Annotated in this window: 13 protein-coding genes; 8 read left to right on the forward strand and 5 right to left on the reverse strand. The window is 71.8% G+C overall.

The genetic code is table 11. From position 1 onward, the window contains the following. Window positions 1–113: 113 nt before the first annotated feature. Genes NDW01_RS00420 through NDW01_RS00430 form a run of 3 tightly spaced genes read left to right on the forward strand, consistent with a single transcriptional unit; the run spans window position 114 to window position 2,922 of the window. Window positions 114–707, forward strand: a complete 594-nt coding sequence (locus NDW01_RS00420) for a TetR/AcrR family transcriptional regulator (RefSeq protein ID WP_252815454.1) — start codon at window positions 114–116, stop codon at window positions 705–707. A gap of 8 nt (window positions 708–715) precedes the next feature. After that, window positions 716–1,885 carry an acyl-CoA dehydrogenase family protein gene (locus tag NDW01_RS00425; RefSeq protein WP_252815456.1) on the forward strand — a complete coding sequence of 390 codons (1,170 nt, stop codon included), beginning with the start codon at window positions 716–718 and terminating at the stop codon, window positions 1,883–1,885. A gap of 2 nt (window positions 1,886–1,887) precedes the next feature. Then, window positions 1,888–2,922 carry an acyl-CoA dehydrogenase family protein gene (locus NDW01_RS00430; RefSeq protein WP_252815458.1) on the forward strand — a complete coding sequence of 345 codons (1,035 nt, stop codon included), beginning with the start codon at window positions 1,888–1,890 and terminating at the stop codon, window positions 2,920–2,922. A 144-nt stretch (window positions 2,923–3,066) separates the two neighbouring features. On the opposite strand, the gene NDW01_RS00435 is transcribed toward NDW01_RS00430, so the two are convergent. Continuing rightward, a complete protein-coding gene (locus tag NDW01_RS00435) occupies window positions 3,067–3,498 on the reverse strand; it encodes an ATP-binding protein (protein WP_252815461.1) in 432 nt (143 codons plus the stop codon). Between the two features lie 126 nt (window positions 3,499–3,624). On the opposite strand from NDW01_RS00435, the gene NDW01_RS00440 reads away from it, so the two are divergent. The 5 genes from NDW01_RS00440 to NDW01_RS00460 all read left to right on the forward strand — a co-directional run bounded on the left by NDW01_RS00440 (window position 3,625) and on the right by NDW01_RS00460 (window position 8,177). Further along, complete coding sequence (locus NDW01_RS00440; protein WP_308211608.1) at window positions 3,625–4,437, forward strand: helix-turn-helix domain-containing protein; 813 nt, start codon at window positions 3,625–3,627, stop codon at window positions 4,435–4,437. Further along, a complete protein-coding gene (locus tag NDW01_RS00445; protein ID WP_252815465.1) occupies window positions 4,428–4,589 on the forward strand; it encodes a DUF397 domain-containing protein in 162 nt (53 codons plus the stop codon). The genes NDW01_RS00440 and NDW01_RS00445 overlap by 10 nt, the downstream gene beginning before the upstream one ends. Window positions 4,590–4,741: 152 nt before the next feature. After that, window positions 4,742–5,722: an ABC transporter permease gene (locus NDW01_RS00450; protein ID WP_252815469.1), complete on the forward strand. Its 981-nt coding sequence runs from the start codon at window positions 4,742–4,744 to the stop codon at window positions 5,720–5,722. Continuing rightward, on the forward strand, window positions 5,719–6,522 hold the full coding sequence (locus NDW01_RS00455; RefSeq protein WP_252815471.1) for an ABC transporter permease: 804 nt from the start codon (window positions 5,719–5,721) through the stop codon (window positions 6,520–6,522). The genes NDW01_RS00450 and NDW01_RS00455 overlap by 4 nt, the downstream gene beginning before the upstream one ends. Further along, window positions 6,519–8,177, forward strand: coding sequence for an ABC transporter family substrate-binding protein (locus NDW01_RS00460; RefSeq protein WP_252815473.1), 1,659 nt, complete (start codon window positions 6,519–6,521; stop codon window positions 8,175–8,177). The genes NDW01_RS00455 and NDW01_RS00460 overlap by 4 nt, the downstream gene beginning before the upstream one ends. Before the next feature lie 35 nt (window positions 8,178–8,212). On the opposite strand, the gene NDW01_RS00465 is transcribed toward NDW01_RS00460, so the two are convergent. The 4 genes from NDW01_RS00465 to NDW01_RS00485 form a co-directional block, all read right to left on the reverse strand. Next, entirely contained in the window at window positions 8,213–8,491 is a 279-nt protein-coding gene (locus tag NDW01_RS00465; RefSeq protein WP_252815475.1) for a type II toxin-antitoxin system RelE family toxin, read from the reverse strand. Between the two features lie 6 nt (window positions 8,492–8,497). Beyond that, complete coding sequence (locus NDW01_RS00470) at window positions 8,498–8,779, reverse strand: type II toxin-antitoxin system Phd/YefM family antitoxin (protein ID WP_252815477.1); 282 nt, start codon at window positions 8,777–8,779, stop codon at window positions 8,498–8,500. A 93-nt stretch (window positions 8,780–8,872) separates the two neighbouring features. Then, entirely contained in the window at window positions 8,873–11,029 is a 2,157-nt protein-coding gene (locus NDW01_RS43470) for a glycosyltransferase family 39 protein (protein ID WP_305883742.1), read from the reverse strand. Beyond that, complete coding sequence (locus NDW01_RS00485; protein ID WP_252815479.1) at window positions 11,026–12,339, reverse strand: bifunctional glycosyltransferase family 2/GtrA family protein; 1,314 nt, start codon at window positions 12,337–12,339, stop codon at window positions 11,026–11,028. Before NDW01_RS00485 ends, NDW01_RS43470 begins: the two co-directional genes overlap by 4 nt. Between the last annotated feature and the right edge of the window lie 161 nt (window positions 12,340–12,500).

Consider the following 12,500-nt stretch of genomic DNA (forward strand, 5'->3'; position numbering starts at 1 on the left):
CCCGTGAGGCCGCCGCGCGGGATGCTTCCACGCTGGTGGACGCCGACAGGTGAGCGACGGTACGGGGAACCGACTCGTCGATTACCGAATCGGTTTCGGTTACGATGGCCGCCATGACCCCCGTGAAGCGCCAGGCGCGGGCCGAGCGCACCCGCGCCGCGCTGCTGACCGCCGCTCGGGAGGTGTTCGAGGAGCGCGGGTTCCTCGACGCCAAGATCAGTGAGATCTGCGAGCGGGCCGGCGTCGCGTACGGCAGCTTCTACACCCACTTCGCCGACAAGGACGCGATCTTCGCCGAGCTGATCGACGAGATGTTGGCCGGCCTGCTCGCCGTGATGCGGGCCGAGCCCCTGAACGGAGACGGCCCGACGGCGCGCATCGCCGGTGCCAACCGCGCCTACCTGCGCGCGTACCGGAAGAACGCCCGGCTGATGGCGGTCTTCGAGCAGGTCGCGACGTTCTCGCCCGCGATGCGCGAGACCTACCTGCGGGCCTGGGGCGTCTTCTACGACCGTCAGGAGCGCGCCATACGGGAGTGGCAGAAGGCCGGGCTCGTCCCCGGTGACGTCGAGCCGCGCACGGCGGCGGTCGCGCTCGCGACGATGATCGGCCGGACGGCGTACACCTGGTACGTCCTCGGCCGCCCCCACGACGAGGGCGACGTCGAACAGCTCACCCGGCTCTACTGCCGGGCGATCGGCATGTAGGAGGCAGCGTGGACTTTCGCGACACACCCGAGGAGGCCGCGTTCCGCGCGGAGCTCCGCTCGTGGCTCCAGGAGAACGCGCCGGAACGCGCGGTCGAGGCGGGCCGCGGCGACTTCGACGCGCTGCGCGCGTGGGGCGGGCGGCTCTACGACGCCGGCTACGTCGGGATCACCTGGCCGGAGGAGTACGGCGGGCGGGGGCTGTCCCCGACCTACCAGGCGATCTATCTGGAGGAGGCGTCCCGCGCCGACGCACCCAATCACCCGGGGGTCATCGGCCTGAACATGGCCGGTCCGACGATCATCGCCTGGGGCACCGGCGAGCAGAAGCAGCGGTACCTCAAGCCGCTGCTGTCCGGCGAGGAGATCTGGTGCCAGGGGTTCTCCGAGCCCGGCTCGGGCTCGGACCTGGCCGCCGGCCGTACGAGCGCCGTCCTCGACGGCGACCACTGGGTGGTGAACGGGCAGAAGGTCTGGTCGTCCTACGCGCACAAGGCCGACTGGTGCATCCTCGTCGTCCGCACCGACCCGGACGTTCCCAAGCACGCCGGCCTGTCCTACCTCATCGTCGACATGCACGCGCCCGGCGTCACCGTACGCCCGCTGCACCAGATCACCGGCGACCCGGAGTTCAACGAGATCTTCTTCGACGACGTACGGGTGCCGCGCGAGTCGATCCTCGGGCAGCCGGGTGACGGCTGGAAGGTCGCGATGACCACTCTGCTGCACGAGCGCGGCACGCTGGGCTTCGCGCTGTCCGCCGAGCTCGAGCGCATGGTGAACCACCTGGTCGATCTCGTACGGGAGGAGGGGCCGGACGGCCGGCGGCCCGCCGACGACCCGCTGATCCGCGACGCCGTCGCCCGTGAGTGGATCGAGATGCAGTCGCTGCGCTTCACCAACTACCGGGCCCTGACCACGCTGCTGGAGACCGGCATCCCCGGTCCGGAGGGCTCGGGCGTCAAGCTCGCCTGGAGCGAGGCCAACCAGCGGCTCACCTCGCTCGCCCAGTCGGTGTTCGGCCTGCACGCCCAGGTCACCGGCGAGGACGCGCCGTGGAACGGCTTCTGGCAGTACTGGCAGCTGCGGTCCCGGGGCAACACGATCGAGGCGGGCACCTCGGAGATCCTCCGCAACATCATCGCCGAGCGGGTCCTCGGCCTGCCGAAGGGACGTTGATCATGGACTTCGCGTTCTCCGAAGAGCAGGAGCAGCTGCGGGGCTTCACCCGGGAGTTCCTCGCCGACCGTTACGACGACGTCCGCCTCGCGCGACTCGCCGACTCCGAGACCGGCGTCGACGCCGAGGTCTGGCCGAAGCTCGCCGAGATGGGCTGGCTCGACGCCGAGCTGACCTTCCTCGACCAGGCCGTGCTCCTGGAGGAGACCGGCTACCGGCCGCTCGCCGCGCCGTACTTCTCCACGACCGTCCTGGCCGCCCCCGCACTCGACGACGAGGCGGCCAAGCAGGTGGCGGACGGCCGGCTGACGGCCACGCTCGCCTGGGCGGAGCCGGGCATGCGCCAGGGCCTGCTGCACCCGGCCGGCACGTCGGTCTCCGACGGGCGGCTCACGGGCCAGAAGGTCCTCGTCCCGGACGGCGCGGCGGTCGACCTGTTCGTCGTGACGGCCGCCGACGGGCTGTACGCCGTGAACGCCTCCGACGCCGTCGTCACGCCGCACGGCGGGCTGGACGGCACGCGGCGCCTGGCGAGCGTCCGGTTCGAGGGCGCGCCGGCGCGCCCGCTGGCGACCGGGGAGGCGGCCGCCGCCCTGCTCGGCCGGATCCGGGACCGCGCGTACGCCGCGGTGGCCCTGGAGGCGGTCGGCGTGGCGCAGCGCGCGCTGGACCTGCTGGTCGCCTACGCCAAGGAGCGCAAGCAGTTCGGCAAGCCGATCGGCGTGTACCAGGCGGTGTCGCACAAGGCGTCCGACGTCTACGTACGGCTCCAGGAGGCGCGTTCGCTCGCCTACTGGGCCGCGTGGTGCGTCGCCGAGGACGACCCGATGGCGCGCCAGGCCTGCCTCGCCGCCAAGGCCCACGCCGGCGAGGCGGCGGTCTTCGCCTGCGAGAGCGCCATCCAGGGGCACGGTGGCATCGGTTTCACCTGGGAGCACGTCCTGCACCGCTACTACAAGCGCGCCCAGTGGCTCGCGGCGTTCGACGGCCCGGCCCGCGACCAGCGTGCCGAGGTCGCCGCCTTCCTCCTCGACTGAGGCGGGGAATCCATGATGAGCGGCCGGGGAATGTCCACCGCAGGGCACTCCCCGGCCGTGCTCCTTTCCTACGGGGCCCTTCGCGGCGTGTCGCATCAAGTCGGGATATTCCACGACTAGGTCGCGTATGACTTTCTTCGGGGCTCACTCGAGGAGTAGGCACTCGCACCATACGATTTTTCCACCTGAGTGTAATGATTCATATCCCCAGTCCTTCGCGAGGGCTTGGACGAGGAGCAGTCCGCGGCCGTTCTCGTCGTCGTCCGAAGCGGTTCGCCGGTGCGGCGGATCGTCACTCGTGTCCCACACTTCGATCAGCAGGCTCTCGGCGAATGTCGAAAGACAGAGATAGATCGACGGCTCCCCGTCCCGCCGGCCGGAGCGAATGGGGCAGGCCACGGCCCCAGTCGCCTTCACGGCGTTCGTCACCAGCTCGCTGACCAGCAGCTCGGCGGTCTCGATCGTCTGGTCGAGCCGCCAGCTGCGAAGGGCCCATCGCGTATAGGCGCGGGCCCGGCCGGCGGCGGTCGGAAGGGCGGCGATCAGCATGCAGCTCGAACGCGGTGTGGTTTTCATCTCTTGCGGCTTCCTGACGGTGCGTGATTCACCTCCCACGTCTACCTGGAAAGACGTATTCTCGATGCGAAGACCCCGTTACCGTGAGCGTGCGCGCCCGGTTTGTGAAGCGGTTGTGAGGGAACTGTGAGGTTCAATGACGGCCGTACCTGGCTGGAGTACTTCGCCGCTGAGTTAAGGTCCTGGCGTGAGTATCGGAAGATGAGTCAGCTGCAGTTGGCCAAGGCGATCAATTATTCGGAGTCCGCCGTCGGGATGGTCGAGACGGCGCGGCGCAAACCGAAAGTTGATTTCGTCAAACGGTGCGACGACGCCCTCGGCACCGGCGGAGCGCTCCGGCGGCTGCTGAAGGAGCTGGTCGAGCGCGAGCTGATCCCGGACTGGCTCGATCGGTGGCGGATCATCGAAGAGCAGGCCACGGCCCTGAACTGGTTCGAAGCGCTCCTCATCCCGGGCCTGCTGCAGACGCCGGACTACGCCCGCGCGGTCTTCGAGAAGAGCGGGCAGCCCGCCTCGCAGGACATCGAGGCGCAGGTGCGGACCCGGGTCGAGCGGCAGCAGATCCTCGAACGCGACGAGCCGCCGATGTTCGTCGCGGTGGTCGATGAGGGGGTCCTCCACCGGGCCGTCGGCGGACCGAGGGTCATGCGTGAGCAGCTCCTGTACCTCGTCCAGCTGTGCGAGGCGCGTTCGGACATCGTCGTGCAGGTGATTCCGGGGGACACCGGCGCGTACGCCGGCCTGGCCGGGCCCTTCGTCATCGCGACCATGGACGGCGACGAGTTCGTCTACCTGGACACCGCGCTGTACGGCCAGGTGGCGGAGAGCGCGGATGACCTGGCGATCGTGAAACGGATGTGGGAGTCGCTTCGCGCCGAGGCGCTCCCGCGTCAGGCATCACTCAACCTGATCAAGAAAGTGGCCGAACGATGGAAATGAACTGGCGCAAGTCGACACGCAGCAGCGGCAACGGCGGCGCGTGCGTCGAGGTCGCGACCTGGCGCACGGCCGCCCGCGGCAACGGGAACGGCGGTGACCGCGCCGAGGTCGCCTGCACGACCCCACCACACGGCGGGGACCGTAGGAGCTGAGGCGGCGGCGAGGCGGGTGACCGCCCCGCCGCTCCAGGTCAGAGGCCGACGTACCCGACATCCCTAACATCTCCCCGATCCTCTGCGCGAGGCGTGAGCAGTCGATAACTTCACGTGGTCGGCTCAATCGGGCACGCGCGGAGGAGGTGTGCGTGGCGGGCGTCCTCCTGCGCAGGTCGGCCGGGCAGGCCGTCCTCCTCGCCGTCGCGGTCAGCCTCGCCTACCTCCTCGCTGCCGCCGCCCTCGACCCGCGCGCGGAGCTGGAGGCGCGGAATCCACGGCCGTCGCACGCCGTCGTCGAGGCACGGCTCGCCCGGTTGAACGCCGACGACCGGACACCCCTGGTCGTGCGCTACCTCACCTGGGCGTCCGGCGCCGTACGCGGCGACCTCGGCCGCACCGTGGACGACACTCCGGCGGCGGAGGAGATGGGCCGGCGGGCCGGCGTGAGCCTCCGCCTCCTCCTGGCCGGAGTGCTGCTCGGCAACGCCCTCGGCGCGGCGCTCGGGCTCGTCGGCGCGGCGGGCCGGTCCCCGGTCATCGAGCGCCTCGCCGCGGCCGGCGGCTTCACCGTCCTGGCCGTTCCCGTGGTCGTCCTGGCCACCGTGGGCGAGATCGCGGCGCAGTGGGCCGACGCACGGACCGGGACGAGGATCTTCGCCTGGACGGGGGAGTACACCCCCGGCCGGCCGGGCGGATCCCTGCACGCGATCGCCGAGCGCGGCCGGCACCTCGTCCTCCCGACGCTCACGATCGCCCTCGGCCGGGCGGCGGTCCTCGCCCACTACCTTCGCGGCACCCTGCGGGACACCGCCGATGCCGCGTTCGTACGCGCCGCGGTCGCCAAGGGGCTGACCCGCCGCCGGGTGCTGACCCGGCACGCGCTGCGCGTCGCGGTGATCCCGGTGGTCCCGCTGTCGGCGTACGGGTGCGCGACGCTCCTCGGCGGCGCGGCGTGCACCGAGAAGGTGTTCGCCTGGCACGGCATGGGGGAGTGGCTCATCGACTCGATCCACCGTGGCGACGTGAACGCGGTCGCCGCGTACTGCTGCTTCGCCGCCATCGTGGTCACCGGGGCGGGTCTGCTGTCCGACCTCGCCGTCGCGGCCCTGGACCCCCGGACCCGTACGTGAGGCACGGACGGCGCCCGGCCGGCCTGGCGCTGCTCACCCTGCTCGGCGCGGTGGCGTACGCCGGCCCGTACCTCACCCGATGGGGCTGGGCGGGCGTCGACGTCACGGCGTTCGGCGATCCCCCGTCTGCGGCGCACTGGCTCGGCACGACCCCGACCGGCCGCGACATGTACGCGGTCACGCTGCGGGCCCTGCGCCGCTCCCTCGTGATCGGCCTGCTGGTGGCGTCCGGGTCGACGGGCCTGGCCGCCGTCACCGGCACGGCGGCGGGCCACCTCGGGGGATGGGCGGATCGCCTCCTGCGGTGGGTCACCGACCTGATCCTGGTCCTCCCGCCGTTCCTGGTCGCCGCGGTGACGTCACGGGCGATCGGCGGCACGGGCGGAACCGCCCTCCTGCTCACCTGCCTCCTGTGGCCGGTCACGGCGCGGGCCGTCCGGGCCGCCACACGCTCGCTGCGCGATGAGGGGTACGTCCTGGCGGCCCGCCAGCTCGGCGCACCCGCCCGGGCGATCGTCCGGCGGCACGTCCTGCCGAGCCTGATGCCGCTGCTGCTCGCCGACGCCACCCTGAACACCGGCGCGGCCATCGTCGCGGAGTCCGGCCTGTCCTACTTCGGATTCGGCGTCCGCCCGCCCGACGTCTCCCTCGGCACGCTCATCGCCGACGGCGTTCCCTCCGCGACGGTGTTCCCCTGGCTGTTCCTGCCGCCGGTGGTCGCGCTCGTCCTCGTCCTGCTCGCCGTCGACCTGGCCGGCGCCGGCCTGCCGGGTCTCCTCTCACTCCGGGAACGCGGATGACCCCCGTAAGGCTCGTACTGAGCGCGTTGATCCTGATCACGTCGGCCGGCTGCGGCGGCACCCGTCCCGGCGCGCCGTCCGCGCTCGCCCCGTACGACATCGGCCCGGCTCCGCGCGACGCCGTGCGGGACGGCGGCACCCTGCGGCTCGCGGCCGGGGAGTTCCGCGCCCAGTGGAACTACTGGCACCTCGGCGGCCCGAACCTCGACGCGGTCACGGTCCTGCGCACCACGCTGCCCTGGCTGTTCCGCGCCGACGCGACCGGCGCGGTGCACCCGAACCCCGACTACCTCGCCCGCGTCCGGGTCGCCCGTAGGAGGCCGCGTCAGGTCGTCGTCTACGACCTGAACCCGAAGGCCCGCTGGTCCGACGGCACGCCGATCGGCTACCGCGACTTCCGGGCCCTCTGGCGGGCGACCCGCGGCCGGGACCCCGAATACGCGATCGCCACGTCCACCGGGTACGACCGCGTCCGCAGCGTCGAGCGCGGCACCGGCGACCGGCAGGTCGTCGTCACGTTCGCCCGGCCGTTCGGCGAGTGGCCCGAGCTGTTCAGCCCGCTCTACCCGGCCAGGACCATCGGCACGCCGGACCGCTGGGACCACGCCTGGCTGAACCGGATCCCCGTCACCGCCGGCCCGTTCCGGCCGGAACGCATCGACCGGACGGCGCAGACCGTCTCGGTCGTCCGGGACCCCGCCTGGTGGGGGACCCGCGCGAAGCTCGACCGGATCGTCTTCCGGTACCTCGCCCGCGACGCCATGCCCGGCGCGCTGCTCGGCGGTGAGATCGACGGCTACGACGCCGGGCCGGACGCCGCCGCGTACGCGCGTCTCCAGGGGACCACCGGGGTGTCGGTACGCCGGGCGGCCGGACCGGACTTCACCCAGCTCACCTTCAACGGCGCCGGCCCGATCCTGTCGGATCCGGACGTGCGCCGGGCGATCGCGATGGCCATCGACCGCCCGGCCGTCGCCCGGTCGGCCCTGCACGGCCTCCCGGGACGGCCCGAGGTCATGAACGACCACGTGTACGTCGACACCCAACGCGGCTACCAGGACAACACCGGAGGGGCGGGAACGTACGACCCGGCCCAGGCCGGACGGCTTCTCGATCGGGCCGGCTGGGCGCGGGCCGGGGGAACGCGCCGGAAGAACGGCCGGACGCTGGCCCTGCGCTTCGTCTATCCGGAGAGCGCGACGACGAGCCGGCAGAGCGGGGAGCTGATCCAGGCGATGCTGCGCCGGGTGGGCGTGCGGCTGCTGCTCCACCCGGTGCCCGACGGCGACTTCTTCGACCGGTACCTCCTGCCGGGCGCCTTCGACCTCGCCCCGTTCACCTGGCACGGCACGCCGTATCCGATCTCGAACCTGGAGTCGGTGTACGCCCGGCCTCGCGGCGGCGCCGTGCTGCAGAACCTCGCCCGCGTCGGCTCCGCGCGCCTCGACCGGACACTCGCCCGGGCCGTCGGCGAACTCGACCCGACCCGGGCCCGGCGCGCGGCGAACGAGGCCGACCGGATGATCTGGCGGGAGATGCACTCGCTGCCGCTGTACCAGCGCCCCCAGATCGTGCCGGTCCGATCGTCCCTCGCCAACTGGGGCGCCTTCGGCCTGAGCGACCCGATCTGGACCGACATCGGCTTCCGGCGATGACTCGCCGCTGTTCGAGGAACATCGTCCCCGGTGGCTCAAAGGCCTCGGTAGACCTCCCGGCGATTGCCGACCGTCAGAACCCACACGATGAGTTGCTGATCCTCGATCGTGTAGACGATGCGATAGTCACCGACTCGGAGCCGCCATCGCGAGGCGTGTCCTTGGAGGGCCTTGATGTCGAAGGCGGAGGTGTCGCCAACGTTCATCGCCTTCTGGAGATCCGTTAGGCGGTGGAGGATACGGACTGCCTCAGCACGAGGAACCTTCAACATGTCCCGCTGGGCGTGCGGTGTGAACCGCGTGATGTAACCCATGAGGACTCAACCGTGGTGTGCTCGGAGGATGGCGGCCATCTCCTCCAAAGAGACCGATCCTTCCGTCCCCTCGGCCTCCGCTTCGTCGGCCAGCTTGTTGAGCCAGGTCTCCTCCGCCTGCTCCGCGATATGGCGCAGACGCTCATACTCATTGATGTCGAGTACCACGGCCTCCTGCTTGCCGCGCCGGGTAATGATCGTGGGGATCTCGTCTCGGCGTGCTCGATCGATGACGTCCGCGAAGTGACGTCGGGCCTCTGCCATGGACTCGATCACTGGATCACTCATGTCATCAATGTATCAGATGTACATCAGGCGCCGGGATTCAGCGGAGGGGTGGTCGCGGGCCCGGCGCGGGGAGTCGCCGGGCCCGCGGGTCCGTCAGCCGCAGCGGTAGAGGGAGGAGCCGCTGGTCTCGGTGGAGCCGTTGCTCTGCGTGGAGCCGCCGTACTCGGAGGACTTCACGGCGGTGCAGTTCTTGGTGACCCAGGTGGTCACGTCGGAGTTGCCGCCGCCGTCGGGGCCGCCGCGTCCGCCGAAGCCGCCGCCGGTCATCACGTAGTGCAGTTTCCCGGCCTTGACCAGCTCCTGGAGCTTCTGCGCCGTCATGGCCCTGTCACTGCCGACGAAGCCGAACATGGAGATCACCGGCCTGCCGGTCTGCAGGATGAGCGACGCCGCGCTCTGGGAGTTGCTGACCGCGACGAGCCAAGTCGCGCCGCCCTGGTTCTTCTCCAGGTACGAGATCATCTGGGAGTTCGGCTCCCTGCCCATGCCGGGGCCACCGCCCTGGCCACCCAGGCGGCCCGCCGCCCGGCCGCCGGACGCGCTGCCGCCGGGCGCCCCTTCACCGGATGCGCCGCCGGGGAAGCCGCCCCCGGGGAAGCCACCGCCCGGGAAGCCGCCGCGGAAGCCGCCGTTCTCCTCGATGCGCTGCCGGACGGCGGCGGGCAGCTGCCCGCCGCCCGGCATTCCGCCGCGCATGCCGGGGAAGCCCATGCCGCCGGAGTTCGGGCCGGCGGTGGGGTTGCTGCCGTTCGCGTGGCTGCCGGCGGCCGAGACGGCGAAGGCCGCCGGCCCGGCGAGCCCGGCCACGAGGCCGACGGCGGCCGCCAGGACGCCGAAGCGGGCGAGGGCGCCGGGGCCGAGGCGCGTGGCCAGCAGACCGACCACCGCGACCACGGTCAGCCCCGCGACCACCCAGGCCAGCCACGGGTTCCAGTCCGGGGTCCGCCCCAAGAGGACGAAGGCCCAGGCACCGGTCACCGCGACACCGACGGGCAGGACCCAGGGCCAGGCGCCGCCGCGCCGGCGGGCGCGGGTGAGCTCGACGGCGCCGATGCCGGTCAGGGCGGCGATTCCCGGGGCCATGGCCGTCGTGTAGTAGGGGTGCATGATGCCGCTCGCGAAGCTGAACACCACGAAGTGCAGAGCCAGCCAGCCGCCCCACATCACCAGCGACGACCGCGCCAGGTCGGTGCGCGGCCGCCTCCAGTAGAGGACGAGCCCGGCCACCAGCGCGATCGCGGCGAGTGGCAGCAGCCAGGAGATCTGGCCGCCGAGGACGTCGTTGAACATCCGCCCGATGCCGGACTGGCCGGAGAAGCCCCCGCCGCCTCCGGGGCCGCCACGGCCGCCGCCCGGCCCGCCACCGCCGCCCGGGCCGCCACTCTCGTTGCCGGTGATGCGGCCGATGCCGTTGTAGCCGATGACGAGGTTCCAGGCGGTGCCGTCCGTGCTGCCGCCGATGTAGGGCCGCTTGCTGGCGGGGATCAGGTCGACGATCACCATCCACCAGAAGCTCGACACCGCGAGGACGACCCCGGCGGCCAGCAGGTGCCCGATCCGGCGGAGCAGGCCGCCGTGGGCGAAGAGCAGGTAGGCGAGGGCGAGCGCCGGCAGCAGGATGTAGGCCTGCAGCATCTTGGTGTTGAACCCGCAGCCGAGGAAGAACGCCGAGGCGAGCAGCCAGCGCAGCCGCCCGGACTCCAGTGCCCGCTGGCAGGCCCACGCGGCCAGGGCCAGCAGCAGCACGAGCAGCGTGTCGGGGTTGTTGTCCCGGTTGATCGCCACGGTGATCGGCGTGAGCGTCATGACGAGCGCGGCGATGACGCCCGCGACCGGCCCGAAGGCCCGCCGGACCGTCGCGTACACGACGGCGATCGCCGCGACGCCCATGATCACCTCGGGCAGCAGCAGGCTCCAGGTGCCGAAGCCCATGATCCGGGCGAAGATCTCCTGGACCCACAGGGCCATCGGCGGCTTGTCCACCGTGATGAAGGAGCCGGCGTCAAGGGAGCCGAAGAAGAACGCCTTCCAGCTCTGGGCGCCGCTCTTGACGGCGGCGGAGTAGAAGTCGTTCGCGTAGCCGCCCCCGGACAGGCCCCAGGCGTACAGCGCGGTGGCCAGCGCGAGGACGGCCCACAGGGCGGGACGGGTCCAGCGGGGGTCTTCGGCGGGGCCGAGCGCGAGGCGTCTCAGCCGGCTCTCGGGCGGCGCCTGCCAGGCGCCGGCGGGTTCGGACAGCTGCGTGGTCAACGGGACTGCTCCTGGAGGACGGGCTCCGATCCCTCGGCGGCGCGGCGCGGGTGGAACACCCAGGCGCGCAGCAGGACGAAGCGTACGACGGCGGCGAACAGGTTGAGGGCGAACAGCGCGCCCACCTCGACGAGACGGGACGCGCCCGGGGAGGCGGCGTTCAGCGCGGCCAGCCCGGCGGTACTGATGGCGAGGCCGACGAGGAAGGCGACGCCGCCCTCCAGCTGGTGCCGTACGGCCCGCCGGCGGCCGCGGACGCCGAAGGTGAACCGGCGGTTCGCCGCGGTGTTGGCGATCGCGGCGAGGAAGTAGGACACGACGTTCGCGGCGACGACCGGCATGAGGAAGCGCAGCAGCGCGTACAGGACGAGCTGGGCGACGGTGCTGATGACGCCGATGACGGCGAAGCTCGGCAGCTGCCGCTTCATCCCGGTCGGCAATCGGGCCTCTCGCGTGCGGGTGGGGACCGGCACGTGGAAGGCGCCGGACAGGACGCGCCGGGCCACCCGCGCCATGCCGCGCAGGTCGTCCGCTGCCGTACGGACGACGTCGACGCGGCTGTCGGGGTCGTCGACCCAGTCCACCGGCACCTCGTGGATGCGCAGGCCGTTGCGCTCGGCGAGCAGCAGCAGTTCGGTGTCGAAGAACCAGGCCTCGTCCTCGACGGCGGGCAGCAGGGCCCGCACGATCTCGGTGCGGCCGGCCTTGAACCCGCACTGGGCGTCGGAGAAGTGCGCGGCGAGCGCCGTCCGCAGCATCAGGTTGTAGGTGCGGGAGATGAACTCCCGCTTCGGCCCCCGTACGACGGCGGAGCCGCGGGACAGGCGCGTGCCGATCGCCAGGTCGCTGTGGCCGGACACCAGCGGCGCGATCAGCGGGAGGAACGCGTGCAGGTCGGTGGACAGGTCCACGTCCATGTAGGCGACCACGTCGGCGACGCTGGTGCTCCATACGTGCCGGAGCGCCCGCCCGCGTCCCTTGCGGTCCAGGTGCACGGCGTCGACCTCGGGGATCTCCAGCGCGAGCCGCTGCGCGACCTCCCAGGTGCCGTCGGTGCTCGCGTTGTCCGCGATCGTGATCACGAAGCGGTACGGGAAGGTCGCGCGGAGGTACGCGTGCAGCCGGCGCACGCTGGCCGCCAGGACGTGCTGTTCGTTGTAGACGGGGATGGCGACCTCGACGAGCGGGTCGCGGGGGTCTTCCTCGGTCGTTCCCGGGACACGCCCCAGGAGGCTGAGCCGGGAGCGCACGGCTGAACCGTGCGCCGGCCCGGACCCCGGGGGCGCCACGGAGGTCGTCAGCTCGGTCATGGGGACCAAGCTCGCGACTCATCGTGGGAGCCGCCTGAGCCGTCTGTTAAGCGGGGATGAGAAACCGGCTCTCATCGCTCTCTCATCGTCCGCAAACGGCGGGCTGAGCTTCGGCGGGCACGCTGAGGTCAGGAGAGAAAGGGGGCGGCCATGACGCTGAA

This window comes from Actinoallomurus soli (genome assembly GCF_024055715.1).
GTDB classification, from domain to species: Bacteria; Actinomycetota; Actinomycetes; order Streptosporangiales; family Streptosporangiaceae; genus Actinoallomurus; species Actinoallomurus soli.

What these genes read in the sequence shown, in the direction of transcription:
- NDW01_RS00420 (WP_252815454.1), top strand. Translation starts at nt 114, where the DNA reads ATGACCCCCGTGAAGCGCCAGGCGCGGGCCGAGCGCACCCGCGCCGCG.
- NDW01_RS00430 (WP_252815458.1), top strand. Translation starts at nt 1,888, where the DNA reads ATGGACTTCGCGTTCTCCGAAGAGCAGGAGCAGCTGCGGGGCTTCACC.
- NDW01_RS00435 (WP_252815461.1), bottom strand. Translation starts at nt 3,498, where the DNA reads ATGAAAACCACACCGCGTTCGAGCTGCATGCTGATCGCCGCCCTTCCG.
- NDW01_RS00445 (WP_252815465.1), top strand. Translation starts at nt 4,428, where the DNA reads ATGGAAATGAACTGGCGCAAGTCGACACGCAGCAGCGGCAACGGCGGC.
- NDW01_RS00460 (WP_252815473.1), top strand. Translation starts at nt 6,519, where the DNA reads ATGACCCCCGTAAGGCTCGTACTGAGCGCGTTGATCCTGATCACGTCG.
- NDW01_RS00465 (WP_252815475.1), bottom strand. Translation starts at nt 8,491, where the DNA reads ATGGGTTACATCACGCGGTTCACACCGCACGCCCAGCGGGACATGTTG.
- NDW01_RS00470 (WP_252815477.1), bottom strand. Translation starts at nt 8,779, where the DNA reads ATGAGTGATCCAGTGATCGAGTCCATGGCAGAGGCCCGACGTCACTTC.
- NDW01_RS00485 (WP_252815479.1), bottom strand. Translation starts at nt 12,339, where the DNA reads ATGACCGAGCTGACGACCTCCGTGGCGCCCCCGGGGTCCGGGCCGGCG.